15 protein-coding genes are annotated in these 15,493 nt (G+C 71.8%); 9 read left to right on the top strand and 6 right to left on the bottom strand.

Annotated elements, in window-relative coordinates:
• Positions 1–14: 14 nt before the first annotated feature.
• Complete coding sequence (locus BT98_RS0105355) at positions 15–896, bottom strand: helix-turn-helix domain-containing protein (RefSeq protein ID WP_019459920.1); 882 nt, start codon at positions 894–896, stop codon at positions 15–17.
• Positions 897–1,466: 570 nt separating this feature from the next.
• On the opposite strand from BT98_RS0105355, the gene BT98_RS0105360 reads away from it, so the two are divergent.
• Positions 1,467–2,582 (top strand): AI-2E family transporter, encoded by a 1,116-nt coding sequence (locus tag BT98_RS0105360; protein ID WP_051004738.1) that lies wholly within the window; start codon positions 1,467–1,469, stop codon positions 2,580–2,582.
• 16 nt (positions 2,583–2,598) lie between these two features.
• Here the strand turns inward: BT98_RS0105360 and BT98_RS0105365 are convergent, their stop codons facing one another.
• From BT98_RS0105365 to ggt, 3 genes are all read right to left on the bottom strand, one after another.
• Positions 2,599–3,078 (bottom strand): CreA family protein, encoded by a 480-nt coding sequence (locus BT98_RS0105365; protein ID WP_019459918.1) that lies wholly within the window; start codon positions 3,076–3,078, stop codon positions 2,599–2,601.
• Positions 3,079–3,223: 145 nt separating this feature from the next.
• On the bottom strand, positions 3,224–4,810 hold the full coding sequence (locus BT98_RS0105370) for an ABC transporter substrate-binding protein (protein ID WP_019459917.1): 1,587 nt from the start codon (positions 4,808–4,810) through the stop codon (positions 3,224–3,226).
• Positions 4,811–4,921: 111 nt separating this feature from the next.
• On the bottom strand, positions 4,922–6,652 hold the full coding sequence (gene ggt / locus BT98_RS0105375; protein ID WP_019459916.1) for a gamma-glutamyltransferase: 1,731 nt from the start codon (positions 6,650–6,652) through the stop codon (positions 4,922–4,924).
• A 67-nt stretch (positions 6,653–6,719) separates the two neighbouring features.
• Here ggt and BT98_RS0105380 point away from each other — a divergent pair, with 67 nt between their 5' ends.
• Positions 6,720–7,106 (top strand): YraN family protein, encoded by a 387-nt coding sequence (locus BT98_RS0105380; RefSeq protein WP_019459915.1) that lies wholly within the window; start codon positions 6,720–6,722, stop codon positions 7,104–7,106.
• Between the two features lie 3 nt (positions 7,107–7,109).
• Here BT98_RS0105380 and BT98_RS0105385 read toward each other — a convergent pair whose 3' ends face one another.
• Both BT98_RS0105385 and BT98_RS0105390 read right to left on the bottom strand, forming a co-directional pair.
• Positions 7,110–7,442, bottom strand: coding sequence for a DHCW motif cupin fold protein (locus BT98_RS0105385; RefSeq protein WP_019459914.1), 333 nt, complete (start codon positions 7,440–7,442; stop codon positions 7,110–7,112).
• 79 nt (positions 7,443–7,521) lie between these two features.
• On the bottom strand, positions 7,522–9,024 hold the full coding sequence (locus BT98_RS0105390; RefSeq protein ID WP_019459913.1) for a YifB family Mg chelatase-like AAA ATPase: 1,503 nt from the start codon (positions 9,022–9,024) through the stop codon (positions 7,522–7,524).
• Positions 9,025–9,121: 97 nt separating this feature from the next.
• Here BT98_RS0105390 and BT98_RS0105395 point away from each other — a divergent pair, with 97 nt between their 5' ends.
• The 7 genes from BT98_RS0105395 to BT98_RS27145 are packed head-to-tail and all read left to right on the top strand — an operon-like array spanning position 9,122 to position 15,491.
• Complete coding sequence (locus BT98_RS0105395) at positions 9,122–9,850, top strand: DUF1028 domain-containing protein (RefSeq protein ID WP_019459912.1); 729 nt, start codon at positions 9,122–9,124, stop codon at positions 9,848–9,850.
• Positions 9,847–10,848 (top strand): ABC transporter ATP-binding protein, encoded by a 1,002-nt coding sequence (locus BT98_RS0105400; RefSeq protein WP_019459911.1) that lies wholly within the window; start codon positions 9,847–9,849, stop codon positions 10,846–10,848. The genes BT98_RS0105395 and BT98_RS0105400 overlap by 4 nt, the downstream gene beginning before the upstream one ends.
• Positions 10,845–11,906 carry an ABC transporter ATP-binding protein gene (locus BT98_RS23365; protein WP_019459910.1) on the top strand — a complete coding sequence of 354 codons (1,062 nt, stop codon included), beginning with the start codon at positions 10,845–10,847 and terminating at the stop codon, positions 11,904–11,906. The genes BT98_RS0105400 and BT98_RS23365 overlap by 4 nt, the downstream gene beginning before the upstream one ends.
• A complete protein-coding gene (locus BT98_RS0105410; protein ID WP_019459909.1) occupies positions 11,903–13,444 on the top strand; it encodes an ABC transporter substrate-binding protein in 1,542 nt (513 codons plus the stop codon). Before BT98_RS23365 ends, BT98_RS0105410 begins: the two co-directional genes overlap by 4 nt.
• A 9-nt stretch (positions 13,445–13,453) precedes the next feature.
• Entirely contained in the window at positions 13,454–14,401 is a 948-nt protein-coding gene (locus BT98_RS0105415; RefSeq protein ID WP_019459908.1) for an ABC transporter permease, read from the top strand.
• Positions 14,398–15,300, top strand: coding sequence for an ABC transporter permease (locus BT98_RS0105420; protein WP_019459907.1), 903 nt, complete (start codon positions 14,398–14,400; stop codon positions 15,298–15,300). The genes BT98_RS0105415 and BT98_RS0105420 overlap by 4 nt, the downstream gene beginning before the upstream one ends.
• Before the next feature lie 47 nt (positions 15,301–15,347).
• Positions 15,348–15,491, top strand: a complete 144-nt coding sequence (locus tag BT98_RS27145; RefSeq protein WP_019459906.1) for a hypothetical protein — start codon at positions 15,348–15,350, stop codon at positions 15,489–15,491.
• Positions 15,492–15,493: the final 2 nt, after the last annotated feature.

Here is a 15,493-nt window from a genome sequence, read left to right on the forward strand (position 1 = left end):
CGCCCCCGCGGGTTTCAGTCGTTGCGCGAGTGGCTCTGGATCAGCTCCCGCACACGGGCCGCCGCGCTGGCGCCCTTGAGCGCGTCGCGCCACACCGATTCCGCCACGCGCTGGTGGATGGACACGGCCTCGTCCGCCCCGGTGATCATGCCGACGCCGACGGCATTGAAGGGCGAGACGTCGGGGGCGAAGGGGTTGGCGCAGAGATGGGCGCGCTCGCGGTCACGGAAGACCACGAAGGTGCCGGCCGGATCGCCGCCTGGCAGCAGGCCGAGCTGCAGGCCCATCGGCTCGCTCTCCATCAGCTCGGCGATGCGCTCCACCTCGGCGCGTGCCGCCGCGCGGCAGCGGTTCCGGACGCGGTCGGACAGCGGCATGGCGCCGGCCACGCCATCCTCCAGCAGCCGGCGCAGGGCGCCTTCGCCCAGCATGGCGATGATCGAGGGCCGGCGCTGGGCATAGAGGCGCTTGCGCGTGGCGAGCTGGCTGAGCGCCTGTTCCGCCGTGGTACGGGCCTGCATCCGCTCCGGCGAGGCATCGGCGGTCTCCGCCAGGGCCTCGGCCAGCGCCCCCTCCAACGCGTCCGAGGACACCTGTACGCAGAGCGCCCCGCCCACTTGCAGAAGCTGGTCGGCCTGTTCCTCGATCTGGCGCAGGCGCTCGGTAAGGGCGAGGGGCCGGGAGAAATACTCGACACCGATCCCCAGCAGGGACAGTGGCGAGATTTTCAGCAGCTCCGCGAGGCGCCGGATCGTGTCCAGCTTGATGACCTCGCCCTTCTCGTAGCGATAGAGCGCTGCACGGGACACGCCCAGGCGCGCCGCGATCTCCTCGGCCCGGAGACCCGATTCGAGCCTGTAGGCGCGTAATTGCTGCCCGATATCGGCAAACCGCATGCAACCCCTCGTGATTTAAGCGTGTTGGCCCCCGGTCGGTCGAGCCCCATAACCGAACCGAAGCATTTCTCGCAAAATGCGGCGGCGCCCGAAGCGTATCAACAGGAATCTACATTTTTTGATGCGTCGCAACGATCGTCGCTTCGGGCCACGCCATGCAAATCGTCTTTCTGCTTCTTTCCACTATCTTTAATGGACGTGCCACAGGCAGGCGGAACGCGGGGGCTGTACCGGAAGCGTCGATACCCTGAACCCGGCGGTCCGTCAGGTTTCCCAGGCGTGTTTTCCGCTCCGGCGCGTTCGATTCGGCGGACGGCCCGCCTCCGGGTGCCAGGGATGGCCGGAATCTGGCCGGCGATCCGGTCGGAGGCGCGCGAGGCGCCCGGCCCGGCCCGCCCGCATCCTGTCCCCTCGTACCCCTGCGTATTTCCCTTGGCGCCGATCCGGCCTAGAGCGGAAACGCGCGGATGGATCGGTCTGGCCGTGAGCTGGCCCGTATCCGGGGCAGGCGACACGGCGGGACCCCGTCCCGGGACCGGAACCGCGCCCGAATCCTTGGACGCCGAGAACATGGCACGAATCCCGGAGACCCCGGACGAATCCTTCCGGCCGGCGCAGCTGATCGGCGCCCTGGCCCTGCTGGCGCTGCTGGCTGGCTGCCTGCTGGTGGTGCGCCCCTTCCTGTCCGCGCTGCTCTGGGCGGCGATCCTCAGCTACTCCACATGGCCCGCCTACCGGCTGCTGCGGGACAGGCTGGGGCTCTCCGCCAACCTCGCCGCCGTCGTCATGGTCGGCGCCATGTTCCTGGTGCTGGGCCTGCCGCTGCTCTTCGCCGCGCCCACCAGCGGGGCGGATGTGGAGAACCTGCGCCAGATGGTGCGCCGGGCCACGGAAGGCGGCCTGCCGAGCCTCTCCGGCCTGGTCGGCGCCATCCCCGTGCTCGGCCCCTGGCTGCAGGGCCATGTGAACCGGCTGGGCACCGACCTGTCAGGGATTTTCCAGACGCTGCAGCCCTATATCGGCAGCGTCGCGCAGCTCCTGCTTTCCGGCGTGCTGGGCATCCTGTCCGGGCTGGCGGAGCTGCTGATCGCGATCCTGCTGGCCTTCTTCTTCTTCCGGGACGGCGCGAAGCTGGCGGATGCGGTGCAGCGCATGGCGGAGCGGATCGCCGGCGCGCGCGGGCGGCACCTCGTGCTCCTGGCCGGGGATGTGACCCAGGGCGTTGTCTATGGACTGCTGGGCACGGCGGTGGCCCAGGGGGTGATGACCGGCTTCGGCCTCTGGCTGGTGGGCGTGCCGCAGCCGGTGCTGCTCGGCGTCGTGGCGGGCTGCATCTCGATCCTGCCGGTCGGCGCGCCGGTGGTTTGGATCCCGGCGGCGGTCTGGCTCTTTGTCGAGGGGCGCCCCTGGGCCGGTGGCTTCATGCTGCTCTATGGCGCAGGCGGGATTTCCTCGGTGGACAACTTCATCCGCCCCTGGCTCATCGCGCGCGGCGCCGACCTGCCCCTGTTGCTGACCCTGCTCGGGGCACTGGGCGGCGCCTTTGCCTTCGGTCTGCTGGGGCTGTTCCTGGGCCCTGTGCTGCTGGCCGTGGGCTTCACCATCCTGAAGGAATGGCTCGGCCAGCCGCCTGCGGCAGGGATGGACCAGAGCGGATCGCCGAAGGGCGTAAGCCCGGAGGCGTGAATCCGCCCTGAAGACCTCAGCGGAAAGGAACGGCGGCGACCACGTTGTAGGGCGAGCCGTCCACCAGCTTGGTGGACCATGCCAGATAGACGACCACGCCCTGCTCCTCGTCGATGAAGCGGTGAACCCGCGTCTCCTTGAAGAACAGGCTGGTGTTGCTCTCGAAGACCTTCTCGCCACGGTCACCACGCTGGGCCTTGTCGGTCACCTGCACCGGCCCGGTGGCGACACAGTTCAGGCCGAAGCGCGCCGGGTCCTCCGCCAGACCGACCATGCCGGACACGCCGCCCGTACGCGCCTGGCTGATGTAGCAGGCCACGCCGGACACGTCCGGGTCGTTGAAGCGTTCCACCACCACGCGGTGGGAGCGGGTGAGGCCGAGATTGGTGACGGCGGTGTTCACATAGCCGATCTGCTTGGTCTCGTCCGCCGAGGCGGGCAGGGCGAGGCATGTGCCGAGCAGGGCGGCGAGGGCGATGCGGTGGGGGCGGCTCATGGGCGGGGCTCCGGTTCCGGGCAGACCTCCACAGGAATGCCGGGGTGTTGTCCGCGGCACCAGAGGGTGCTGCCCAACGGCCGGGGACGACAGCCGGTTGCGCGGCGCGCCGTGGCGGGGGCCGTTGGCGCGCCGCTCGCGGAACTCAGTGCTTCTCGACGCCCCAGAAGACCGGGACCGTGGTGGGCCGGATTCCGGTCAGGCTGGCGCGCCAGGCGGCATTGGTGCGGAACTGCCCGGCATTGACATAGGGCACCGTCTCGTAGGCACGGGCCTGCACCCGGTCGAGCAGCGCGCGGCGTTTCTCGGGGTCGTTCTCGCTCCACCACTCATGCCGCAGCGCTTCCAGCTCCTTGTCGCAGGGCCAGCCGGACAGCCCGCCGTCGCAGGGGCTGGCGAGATAGAAATTGGACAGCGGATCGCCCGCGTCGAAGGCATTGGCGACGGTGACGAAGAGGTTCCAGCCCTCCTTCCTGTTGCGGCGCTGGCCCAGCGTGCCCCAGTCCATGGAAGGCAGGTCCACGTTCATGCCCGCCTGCTTGAGGGCCTCCGCCATCACCAGCGTCGCCGCGTTGTTCAGCGGCTGCTCCGTGGAGTTCAGGAAGACCACGGGCGAACCGTCATAGCCGCCCTGGCGCAGGTATTCCCGCGCCCGGGGCAGGTCCTGCTCCTTCAGCCCGCGCGCCCCGGCGGCGGTCTCCAGTGGTGTGCCGCACATGAAATAGGCGGGGCAGTAGGGCACCTGCTCGGCGGGGCGGATGCCCATGCCGTCCAGCACGTCCTTCTGGCTCACCGCGAAGAGCAGGGCCTGGCGCGCACGCTCGTTGTCGAAGGGCGGCTGCGCGTGATTGGGACGCAGCCAGACCATGTAGCCGACGGGGTTGATCGGCTTCACGGTGAGCTGCCTGTTGCGTTCCAGTTGCGGGATCAGGTCCGGCGGCGGCTGCTCGATGAAGTCGATCTCGCCGTTGCTCAGCGCATTGGCGGCAACGGCGGCATCGGGCATGGCCAGCCACTCGATGCGGTCCACCTTGGGCTCCTTGCCCCCGGCCAGCCCGTCCGCCGGCTCGGGGCGCGGCCTGTAGGCGGGGTTGCGGACATAGACGGTGCGGTCGCCGACGCGCCATTCCTCCTTGCGGAGGATGAAGGGGCCGGAGCCGGTGGCATCGGTGATCTGGGTGTTCGCCGGGGTCCGGGCGATGCGTTCAGGCATCACGAAAAGGGCCGAGCCGGTCGGGCGGGCCAGCGCCTCCAGCACCAGGGCGAAGGGCCGGCTGAGCTTCAGCTCGAAGCTCTTCTCGTCCACCGCGTCAAGCGAGGCGGTGGCGGCGGCCATGGCCTTGCCCACCACGTCGCGCTGCGCCCAGCGCTTGATCGAGGCCACCGCGTCGGCCGCCCGCACCGGCTGCCCGTCATGGAAGGCGAGACCGTCGCGCAGGGTGAAGCGCCAGGTCAGGCGGTCATCGGAGGCGGTGTAGCGGTCCACCATCTGCGGCTTCGGCACGCCCTGGCTGTCCAGGGCGAAGAGCTGGTCGTAGACGAAGAAGCCGTGGTTCCGCACCACCGCCGCCTGCGAGAAGACCGGGTCGAGGCTGGTGAGGTCGTTGATCAGCACCACGCGCAGGGTCGTGTCGGCCTGGGCGGCGGGGGCGGAGGCGAGCATGGCCGCGCCGGTCAGGCTGGCGGCGGCGAGGCGCAGGGTCAGGGCAAGGGCCCCGCGGCGTGAGGACATGGCGGCATCTCCGCTGGCGGAATGGCGACAAGCCGCCCCGGTCTCCCGGGGCGGCGCGTCGGATCGGCCGCATGTCAGCACGGACCGTGCCAGCGGGCGAGGGCGGCGCCCTCAGTCCCCGAGGGCCACGCCCTCCCGCCGCGGATCGGCGCCGCCGACCATGCCCTCCGGCGTCACGCGGATCGCCTGGGTGCCCGAATTCATCGCGCGGATATCCACGGTATGGCCCATCGCCTGGAGCGCCGGGGCAAGGCCGGCGGCGGCGGTGCCGCCCTCCAGCTCCACCGCGCCGCCCAGCGTGCCGACATGCGGCAGGGCCAGCGCCGCCTGTGGGTCGAGCCGCCAGTCCAGCATGCCCAGCAGGGCCTGGGCGACATAGCCGATGATTCGCGCCCCGCCGGCGGAGCCGACGGCGGCGACCAGCCGGCCCTGGCGGTCGAAGACCAGCGTGGGGGACATGGAGGAGCGCGGGCGCTTGCCGCCCTGCACCTGGTTGGCCACCGGGCGGCCATCCACCTCCGGCCGGAAGGAGAAGTCGGTCAGCTCGTTGTTCAGGATGAAGCCGCGCACCATCAGCCGCGCGCCGAAGGCATCCTCGACCGTCGTGGTCATGGCCAGGGCGTTCCCGGCATCGTCCACCACGATCACCTGGCTGGTGCCGTGCTCCGGCTGGGGCGGCATGGGGGAAAGCGGCACCTCGTTCGGGTCGCGCCAGCTGGGATTGCCGGGGCTGGGCTGGGCCATGGCGAGGCCGGGTGCCACCGCCTGCGCCCGCAGGGTCAGGTAGGCCGGGTCCAGCAGACCGCGCAGCGGCACGGGCAGGAAATCGCTGTCGGCCAGGTACTGGTTGCGGTCGGCGAAGGCGAGGCGCCCGGCCTCGGCGATCAGGTGCGCCGCCTCGGCACCGCGCGGATCGAGGGCGGAAAGGTTGAAGTGCTCCAGCACGCCCAGGATCTGCGCCACCGCCACGCCGCCGGAGGAAGGCGGCGGGAAGCCGCAGACGATGTAGAGGCGGTAGGGCGTGCAGACCGGCTGCCGCCGCTTCGGCGCGTAGCCGGCGAGGTCGTCGGTGGTCATCAGCCCGCCTTCGCCATAGTTGCGCACCGCCGCGGCGATGTCGGAGGCGATGGGGCCGCGCAGCAGCGCCGCCGCGCCGCCATCGGCGATGGCCTGCAGGGTGTCGGCCAGGGCCGGGTTGCGCCGCACCGTGCCTTCCGGCAGCGGCACCGGATCATTGGCGAGAGGCGCGGGCGAGAAGAAGTAGCTCCGGGTCGCGGGGTTCCGCCGCAGTCGCTCGGCATCGTCGGCGATGGCACCGGCCAGCCGGGCGGAAACGCGGAAGCCCTCCCGCGCCGCCTTGATCGCGGGCTCGAAGAGCCTGGCCCAGGGCAGGCGGCCATTCTCCTTGTGCGCGGCCTCCAGCATGGCGATGGCGCCGGGCACGCCGATGCTGCGGCCGGACATGACGGCGTCGTGGAAGGGCAGCGGCTGGCCGTCGCGCAGGAAAAGGCCCGGCTGCGCGGCGGCGGGGGCAGTTTCCCGCCCGTCCCAGGCGGCGATCCTGCCGCTGGCCGCGTCGCGGTACAGCATCAGCGCGCCGCCGCCGATGCCCGAGGACTGCGGCTCGACCAGGGTGAGCATGGCCTGCACGGCGATGGCCGCATCCACCGCGCTGCCGCCCTGGCGCAGCATGGCGAGGCCGGCCTCCGCCGCCAGGGGATGGGCCGCCGCCACGATGTGCCTTCTGGCGACACCGGCCTGCGGATGCAGCGCGCCCGCGCTATCCTGCGCCGCCGCCGGCGGTGAGATGAACAGGGCGAGGCAGAGGACAAGGCGACGCATGAGGCGGACTCCGACGATCGGTGCCCCGGAGCGGGACGGATCCGGCCCAGATGGGGCGGCGGGCAGATTGCGCCAGGATTGCGCCGATCCGAAGGCAGGCCGCAGGCGGGCGGAGAGCCGGGGGCGTGCGGCCGAGTCCCTGGCGGCGGAGGCGCTGCGGGCCGAGGGCTGGGCGGTGCTGGCCCTGCGGGTACGCACGCCGGCCGGGGAGATCGACCTGATCGCCGAGCGGGAGGGGCTGCTCGCCTTTGTCGAGGTGAAGGCGCGGCCCGATCTCGCCGGCGCGGCGCTGGCCCTGGGGCCCCGGCAGCGCGCGCGGCTGCTGGCCGCGGCGGAGGCCTGGCTCGCCCTGCATCCCGGCCATGGCGGCGCGGGCATCCGCTTCGACGTCATCCTGGTGGATGGCGCGGGGCGGATGCGGCGCATCGCCGATGCCTTCCGGCTGGGCGACTGAGGCTCAGTCCACGATGAAGAGCTTCGCGCCCGTTTCCGTGGAGGAGCGGTGCGGCGCGTCGCCGAAATCCGAGACGGTGTAGCCATGCCCGGCGGTGAGGGTGACGCTACGGCCGTCCTTCAGCTCGCTCCTCAGCGTGCCTTCCAGCACGTAGATGATGTGGCCACGGTCGCACCAGTGGTCCGCCACATAGCCGGGCGAATACTCCACCACGCGCATCCGCACGTCGCCGTTGTTCAGCGTGCGCCACAGGGCGGTGCCGGTCTCGCCCTTGTGCTCGGTGGCGGGCAGGGCGTCCCAGTGGACAGGGGTGAAGGGAAGTGCGGGCAGCTTCAAGGCCGGTGGCTCCATGTCGGTCGCGCGGCCCGGTTCTGCGCCCCTGGCCGGCCCGGCGCAACGAGGCGGCCCCGTCGCCTCAGCGCGCGCGGTAGGCCAGCGCCTCCGCCACATGGGGCCGGCCGATCACGGCGGAGCCGGCGAGGTCGGCGACGCTGCGTGCCACCCGCAGCATCCGGATGAAGCCCCGGTTGGACAGGCGCAGCCGTTCCACCGCGCGTTCGGCCAGGACCAGCGCCTCGGCGGACAGGGCGGGCTTGAGGTGGTCCAGGCTGGCCTCCGCATTGGTGCGCGGCCCGTTGCGGCCCCAGCGTTCCGCCTGCATCGTGCGGGCCTGCGCCACCCGGCCGGCCACCACGGCGCTGGTCTCCCCGGCCGGGGCGCGGGCGAGTTCCCCGGCGGGGATCGGCTGCAGGGCGATGCTCATGTCCAGCCGGTCCAGCACCGGGCCGGACAGCTTGCCGCGATAATCCTCGCCGCAGCGGGGCGCCCGGCCGCATTCGCGCCCGCCTTCGCCCAGATAGCCGCAGCGGCAGGGGTTCATCGCCGCCACGAGCTGCACCCGTGCCGGGTAGGAGACATGGGCGCTGGCGCGGCTGATGGAGACGGTGCCGCTTTCCAGCGGCTGGCGCAGCGCCTCCAGCGCCGGGCGCGGGAATTCCGGCAGCTCGTCCAGGAAGAGCACGCCGCGATGGGCGAGGCTGATCTCCCCCGGCCGGCCGCGCGGCCCGCCGCCGGTGAGCGCGGCCTGGGAGGCGGAATGGTGCGGGTCGCGATAGGGCGGTCGCAGGCTGAGGCGGCCGCCTTCCAGCAGCCCGGCCACGGAGCGGATCAGGCTGACCTCCAGCGCCTCCTGCGCCGAAAGATCCGGCAGCAGGCCCGGCAGCCGTGCCGCGAGCATGGATTTCCCGGCCCCCGGCGGCCCGATGAAAAGCAGGTTGTGGAAGCCCGCCGCCGCGATCTCCAGTGCCCGCTTGGCACTTTCCTGCCCCCGCACCTCGGACAGGCAGGGGGTCGAGGCATCGGCAGGCGAAGGGGCGGGCAGGGGCGGCTTCGGCACGGGCAGGAGCTGCCGGCCGGTGAAATGCGCGATCAGGCGGTGCAGGTCCGGCGCGGCGACGATCTCGGCGGAGGAGACCCAGGCCGCCTCCGGCCCCTGGGAGGCCGGGCAGACCAGGCCGAGCCCCGCCTCCGCCGCCGCCAGAGCGGCGGGAAGGATGCCGGGAATCGCGGTGAGGGCGCCATCCAGCGCCAGTTCGCCCAGGGCCGCGAAGCCCTGGAGTTCGTCGGCGGGCACGACCTCCATCGCCGCCAGCAGGGCAAGCGCGATGGGCAGGTCGAAATGCGTGCCCTCCTTGGGCAGGTCGGCCGGGGCGAGGTTCACCAGGACGCGGCGCGGCGGCAGGGCCAGGCCCAGCGCCGATAACACAGCCCGCACCCGCTCCCGGCTCTCGGCCACGGCCTTGTTCGGCATGCCGACGAGGTTGAAGGCCGGCAGGCCAGGCGCGATCTGGACCTGAACCTCCACGGGGATGGCGTCGATGCCATTGAAAGCGAAGGTCACGACGCGGGCCATGGTCATGCAACCCATGCTAGAGTGTGATTATTCTTCCCTCAACCCGACTGCCGCGCCGTCTGCATCTTGCCCATCCTGGCATGGCGCGTGCAAACCTGACGGCATGACCTGGAGCATCCTGGCCCGCGACCCCGAGACCGGCGAGCTCGGCGCGGCGGTGGCCACCAAATTCTTCGCCGTCGGCGCGCTCTGCCTGCGGGTGGAGGGACGCCTCGGCGCCGTCGCCAGCCAGGCGCTGGTGAACCCCATGCTGCGAGAGAAGGCCCTGGACGGGCTGCGGGCGGGCGGCGGTGCCGGAGAGGTGCTGGCGGCCGTGACCGCGGGCGATCCGGGGCGCGAGGCGAGGCAGTTGCACATCCTGGCAGCGGCCGGAGGAACGGAGGGCGGCAGCGCCCGGCATACCGGAAGTGGCTGCGTGGGCTGGGCCGGGCATGTGGCAGGGCCGGATGTCTCGGTGGCCGGCAACATGCTGGCCGGGCCCCGCGTGGTGGAGGCGACGCGGGACGCCTTCCTGGCCACTGCCGGCCAGCCCATGGCGGAACGGTTGCTGCTGGCGCTGGAGGCCGGGCAGGCCGAGGGCGGCGACAAGCGCGGACGGCAGTCCGCGGCGCTGCTCGTGGCCAGCCGCGATCCCTATCCCGACCTGGACATCCGCGTGGACGACCATCCCGACCCGCTGGCGGAGCTGCGGCGCCTCCATGCCGTCTCACGCGGGCATTTCGCGCTTTTCCGCCGCTTCATGGCGGGACACGACGAGAACGGACGCGAACATCCGGGCGTCTTCGACCGGGCGGTGCTGAACGCGGCCATCGAGAAGGCGCAGGGCGCGTGAGCGCGGCCCCGCCGGTCTTCCCGGTCCTGGAGGTCATCGACCTTTCCCTGAGCTTCGCCACCGAGCGCGGGCCGCTGGGCGTGCTGGATGGCGTCTCCTTCACCGTGCCGCCGGGGCGTACCGTGGCGCTCGTGGGGGAGAGCGGTTGCGGCAAATCCGTCACCTCGCTCGCCGTGATGGGCCTGCTGCCCGAGACCGCGCGGCTGAACGGCACGATCCGGCTGGAGGGCCGCGAGATCGCCGAGCTGCCGCCGGAGGAGAAGCGGCGCCTGCGCGGCGGCGCCATGGCGATGATCTTCCAGGAGCCAATGACCAGCCTGAACCCCGCCTTCACCGTGGGCGAGCAGGTGGCCGAGGCGCTGCGCCAGCATCGCGGCATGGGCCGGCGCGAGGCGGCGGCCATGGCGGTGCGCGCGCTGCATGCGGTGCGCATCCCCGATGCGGCGCGGCGCGCGGCGCAGTATCCGCACCAGCTTTCCGGCGGGATGCGGCAGCGGGTGATGATCGCCATGGCGCTCGCCTGCCAGCCGCGCCTGCTGATCGCCGACGAGCCGACCACGGCGCTCGACGTCACGGTGCAGGCGCAGATCCTGGCACTGCTGGACGAGATGCGCGCCGCGACGGGCACGGCGGTGCTGCTGGTGACGCATGACCTGGGCGTGGTCGCCGACCATGCGGACGAGGTGGTGGTGATGTATGCCGGCCGCATCGCCGAGCAGGGACCGGCGGCGAAGGTGCTGAACACGCCGCAGCATCCCTATACGGTCGGCCTCCTCGGCGCCGCGCCGCGGCTGGACGGGCCGCGCGGCGGCAGGCTGGCCACGGTGGAGGGCACGGTGCCCGACCTGATGGCGCCGCCGCCCGGCTGCCGCTTCGCCCCACGCTGTCCCTTCCGCATCGCCGCCTGCGACGTGACGCCGGCGCTGATCGACCTCGGCGGCGGGCACCGTGCCGCCTGCCACCGAACGCCACTGGACCAGTTCCTGGACGCCGCATGACCGAGACCCTGCTCGAACTCGACCGCGTGGTGCGGCATTTCCCCGTGCGCGGCGCGCTGGGGCAGCGGCGCGGCGCGGTGCATGCGGTGGACGGCGTCTCGCTCTCCGTGGCGGCGGGCGAGGTGCTGGCCGTGGTGGGCGAAAGCGGCTGCGGCAAGTCCACGCTGGGGCGGCTGATGCTGGGACTGGAGAAGCCGGATGCCGGCATCGTCCGCTTCGGCGGCGAGGACCTGACGCGGATGGGCGGCCGCCGCCTGCGCGCGCAGCGGCGCTGGATGCAGATGATCTTCCAGGACCCCTATGCCAGCCTCGATCCGCGCATGACGGTCGGGCAGGCGGTGGAGGAACCGCTGCGCATCCATCGCCTCGTGCCGAAGGCGCGGCGCCGCGCGCGGGTGGAGGAGCTGCTGGCCCGCGTCGGGCTGCGGCCGGACCATGCCGACCGCTGGCCGCACGAATTCTCCGGCGGGCAGCGCCAGCGCATCGCCATCGCGCGGGCCCTGGCCAGCGGGCCGAAGCTGATCGTGGGCGACGAGCCGGTAAGCGCGCTGGACGTCTCGGTACAGGCGCAGGTGGTGAACCTGCTGCAGGAGCTGATCCGCGACCTGGGGCTGGGCTTCGTGCTGATCAGCCATGACCTCGCCGTGGTTCGCCATGTCGCGGACCGGGTGGCGGTGATGTATCTCGGCCGCATCGTCGAGGAAGGGCCCGCCGAGGCGATCTTCGACGATCCGCGCCACCCCTATACGCGGGCGCTGCTGGCCTCCGTGCCCGGCGTCGGCGGTGGCGCGCCGCTGCCGGGCGACCTGCCGAGCCCCCTCGCGCCGCCCTCCGGCTGCCGGCTGCACACGCGCTGCCCGCATGCCAAGGAGATCTGCGCGCGGCAGGACCCGGCGCTGGCGGGGGCCACCGAGGCTTCCCTGCGCCGCACCGCCTGCCATTTCCAGAACGGGCTGCCGCCGGTCCTGCCGCTGCGCGAGCGCCGTGCCACGGGCGAGCGGCAGGCCCGGCTGCAACGCTTCTTCGACCGCACCGACGTCACGGGAGACGCCGCATGAACCCTGCCATCACCCGGCGCGGCCTCGCGCCGCTGGCCCTCGGCGCCATGGCCGCCGCCTCGCTGGGCGCGCGCCCGGCGAAGGCGCAGGGGACGAAGCATTTCCGCCTCGGCCTGCGTGAGGACCCGGACATCCTCGACCCGACGCTGGCGCGCTCCCTGATGGGGCGCATCGTCTTCGCCAGCCTCTTCGACAAGCTCTTCGACGTGAACGAGAGGCTGGATATCGTGCCGCAGCTCGCCACGGGCCACAGTTGGGAGGACCCGAGGACGCTGCTGATCCCGCTGCGCGAGGGGGTGAAGTTCCACGACGGCACGGCGATGGATGCGGAGGCGGTGCGCTACTCGCTGATGCGCCACCTGACCATGCAGGGCTCCTTCCGCCGTGGCGAGATCGGCACGATGGAAACCATCGAGGTGGTGGACCCGAAGACCGTCCGCATCCGGCTCAAGGAACCCTCCGCCGCCTTCCTGTCGCAGCTCACCGACCGCGCCGGCATGATCCTGTCGCCCAGGGCCGCCGAGGCGGCGGGCAAGGATTTCGGCGCGAAGCCGGTGGGCACCGGCCCCTTCCGCTTCGTCGAGCGCGTGGCGCAGGACCGCATCGTGGTCGAGCGCAACCCGGACTACTGGGATGCGAAGCGCATCCACCTGGACCGCATCACCTACCAGGTGATCGTGGACAGCACGGTGCGCGTCGCCAACCTGCGCTCCGGGACGCTCGACCTCGTGGAAAGCGTCGTGCCCACGGATGTGAAGGAGATCCAGGGTAGCCGGAACCTGAAGGTCGCGGCGACGGACGGGCTCGGCTACTGGGGCATCACCTACAATATCGGCAATGGCGAGCAGAGCCGGATGCCGATCGGCCAGGATGTCCGCCTGCGCAGGGCCTTCGATCTCGCGCTGGACCGCGAGGCCCTCATCCAGGTGGTCTATGAGGGCATGTTCACCCCTGCCACCCAGGCCGTGACACCCAGCTCGCCCTACCACATCGCCGCGCGCAAGGTGCCGGCGCGCGATGTCGCCCGCGCGAAGCAGCTCCTGAAGGAAGCAGGCGTGCAGGCCCCGCTCAGCGTCGAGATCATGGTCGCCAACAACCCCGAGGCGCGACAGGTGGCCGAGGTGATGCAGTCCATGGTTTCCGAGGCGGGCTTCGACCTGAAGATCAAGGCGGTGGAATTCGCCTCCGGCCTGGCCGCCGCGGTGCGCGGCGAGTTCCAGCTCTATTTCAGCGGCTGGTCGGGTCGCCCCGATCCGGACGGCAACAGCTGGGCCTTCCTGCACAGCCGTGGTCCGCAGAACGACGGCAGGTACAGCAATGCCGAGGCCGACCGGATCCTCGATGCCCAGCGGCAGGAGATGGACGAGGCGAAGCGCAAGGACCTGTACCGCCAGCTCTGGGAGCAGGCGGTGGACAAGGACCAGGCGCGCTCCTACCTCTGGTACATCAAGAACATCGCTGCCCATACCACCCGCGTCGGCGGCTTCCGGCCCCATCCGGACGGTCTGATCCGCGTGCAGGACCTCACCCTCTCGTAAGGACGCGCGATGTTCGGCTGGCTGCTGCGGCGCCTGGGGCAGGTCGTCCCCACGCTGCTGATCCTGAGTCTCTTCGTCTTCGGCCTGCAGCAGCTCATGCCCGGCGACCCCGCCTTGATCATGGCGGGGGAGGAGCGCGGCGACCCCGAGGTGCTGGCGCAGATCCGGGCGGAGCTGATGCTCGACCGGCCGGTCTGGGAACAGTACCTCGCCTGGCTGTTCCGTCTGCTGCACGGCGATCTCGGCTTCTCCTGGCGCATCCGGCAGCCGGTCACGGAGCTGATCCTGCAGAAGCTGCCGGTGACGCTCCAGCTCGGCGCCATGGCCTTCATCATCGCCGTCGCCATCGGCGTGCCGCTCGGCGTGCTTTCCGCCGTGAAGCGCGACCGGCCGCTGGACTGGATCGCCAACGGGCTGGCCCTGGCCGGAATCTCCACGCCGAACTTCTGGCTGGGGATCATGATGATCCTGCTCTTCAGCGTGCAGCTCGGCTGGCTGCCGCCCTCCGGCTACGTGCCGCTGACCGAGGACTGGCGGCAGTCGCTCGCCACCACGATCATGCCGGCCTTCGTGCTGGGCAATTCCATCGCCGGCGTGCTGATGCGCCATACCCGCGCCGCCATGCTGGGCGCGCTGGGGCAGGACTACGTCCGCACCGCCCGCGCCAAGGGCCTGCCGGAACGGGTGGTGGTGGCCAAGCACGCGCTGCGCAACGCGCTGATCCCGGTGGTGACGCTGGGCACGATCGAACTCGGCAAGCTGCTGGCCGGCGCGGTGCTGACGGAGCAGATCTTCACCATCCCCGGCTTCGGCAAGCTGATCGTGGATGCCGTCTTCAACCGCGACTATCCGGTGGTGCAGGGCGTGGTGGTGGTGACGGCGGTGATCTTCGTGCTGCTCTCCCTGCTCTCGGACCTGCTCTACATGCTCGTCAATCCCAGGCTGCGCGCGGCATGAGCGGCGTTTCCGTCCGCCGCCCGCGCGCCGCCGCGAACCCCGCCCCTGCGCGCCGCGACAGCCCGGGGCGGCGCGCGATGCGCCGCTTCCTGCGGCACCGGCTGGCGGTCTTCGGCCTCGCCGTGATCGTGCTCTTCGTGCTGGGGGCGATCCTGGCGCCGCTGATCGCGCCCTATGACCCCACCGCCACCTCCTGGTCTCTGATCCGCAAGCCGCCCTCGCTGGCGCACTGGTTCGGCACGGACGAGAACGGGCGCGACGTGCTGTCCCGCACCCTTTGGGGCGCGCGGACCTCGCTGATGGCCGGCGGCCTTTCCGTGGCGGCGGCGCTGGCGGTGGGCGTGCCGCTGGGGATGCTGGCCGGGCTGGCGGGCGGCTGGGTGGACGCGCTGATCTCCCGCATCACGGACGCCATGCTTTCCGTGCCCTTCCTGATCCTGGCCATCGCGCTCGCGGCCTTCCTGGGCCCGGCGCTGGAGAACGCGATGCTGGCCATCGCCATCTCCGCCGCGCCGATCTTCGTGCGCCTGGCCCGCGGCATGGCGATGGAGGCGAAGGCCACCGAATGGGTGGAGGCGGCGCGCGCCCTGGGCAACCCGCCCTGGCGCACGGCGGTGGTGCATGTGCTGCCGAACATCGTGCCGCCGCTGCTGGTGCAGGCGACGCTGGCCATCGCCGAGGCCATCATCGCCGAGGCCTCGCTGTCCTTCCTCGGCCTGGGGCAGCAGCCACCGGCACCCTCCTGGGGCTCCATGCTGAACGCGGCGCAGCGCTTCCTGAGCCAGGCGCCCTGGATGGCGATCTATCCCGGGCTGGCGATCTTCCTGGTGGTGCTGAGCTTCAACCTGCTGGGCGACGGGCTGCGCGACGCGCTGGACCCGCGGGCGCAGCGGCGCTGAAGACACGGCTTGAAGACGGGGGCAGGGGTCCGCATCTTTCCGCTGCGATGATCCCGAACCGCCCGCCTCTGGCCCCCAAGCCCTTCCAGGTCCCCGCCCGGCGCATCGCCGGGGCGGCGCTGATGCTGGCCAGCCTGGGCTTCGTGTCGGTGCTGACCCTGGTCCAGGCCATCATCCGCATCTTCCATTGATG

Origin of the sequence: Roseomonas mucosa ATCC BAA-692 (assembly GCF_000622225.1) — a bacterium.
Lineage (GTDB): Bacteria > Pseudomonadota > Alphaproteobacteria > Acetobacterales > Acetobacteraceae > Roseomonas > Roseomonas mucosa.

Bases quoted from the DNA above. Each gene is read 5' to 3' on its own strand.
- BT98_RS0105355 (WP_019459920.1), bottom strand. From the start codon at position 896: ATGCGGTTTGCCGATATCGGGCAGCAATTACGCGCCTACAGGCTCGAA.
- BT98_RS0105360 (WP_051004738.1), top strand. From the start codon at position 1,467: ATGGCACGAATCCCGGAGACCCCGGACGAATCCTTCCGGCCGGCGCAG.
- BT98_RS0105365 (WP_019459918.1), bottom strand. From the start codon at position 3,078: ATGAGCCGCCCCCACCGCATCGCCCTCGCCGCCCTGCTCGGCACATGC.
- BT98_RS0105370 (WP_019459917.1), bottom strand. From the start codon at position 4,810: ATGTCCTCACGCCGCGGGGCCCTTGCCCTGACCCTGCGCCTCGCCGCC.
- ggt (WP_019459916.1), bottom strand. From the start codon at position 6,652: ATGCGTCGCCTTGTCCTCTGCCTCGCCCTGTTCATCTCACCGCCGGCG.
- BT98_RS0105390 (WP_019459913.1), bottom strand. From the start codon at position 9,024: ATGACCATGGCCCGCGTCGTGACCTTCGCTTTCAATGGCATCGACGCC.
- BT98_RS0105395 (WP_019459912.1), top strand. From the start codon at position 9,122: ATGACCTGGAGCATCCTGGCCCGCGACCCCGAGACCGGCGAGCTCGGC.
- BT98_RS23365 (WP_019459910.1), top strand. From the start codon at position 10,845: ATGACCGAGACCCTGCTCGAACTCGACCGCGTGGTGCGGCATTTCCCC.
- BT98_RS0105410 (WP_019459909.1), top strand. From the start codon at position 11,903: ATGAACCCTGCCATCACCCGGCGCGGCCTCGCGCCGCTGGCCCTCGGC.
- BT98_RS0105415 (WP_019459908.1), top strand. From the start codon at position 13,454: ATGTTCGGCTGGCTGCTGCGGCGCCTGGGGCAGGTCGTCCCCACGCTG.
- BT98_RS0105420 (WP_019459907.1), top strand. From the start codon at position 14,398: ATGAGCGGCGTTTCCGTCCGCCGCCCGCGCGCCGCCGCGAACCCCGCC.
- BT98_RS27145 (WP_019459906.1), top strand. From the start codon at position 15,348: ATGATCCCGAACCGCCCGCCTCTGGCCCCCAAGCCCTTCCAGGTCCCC.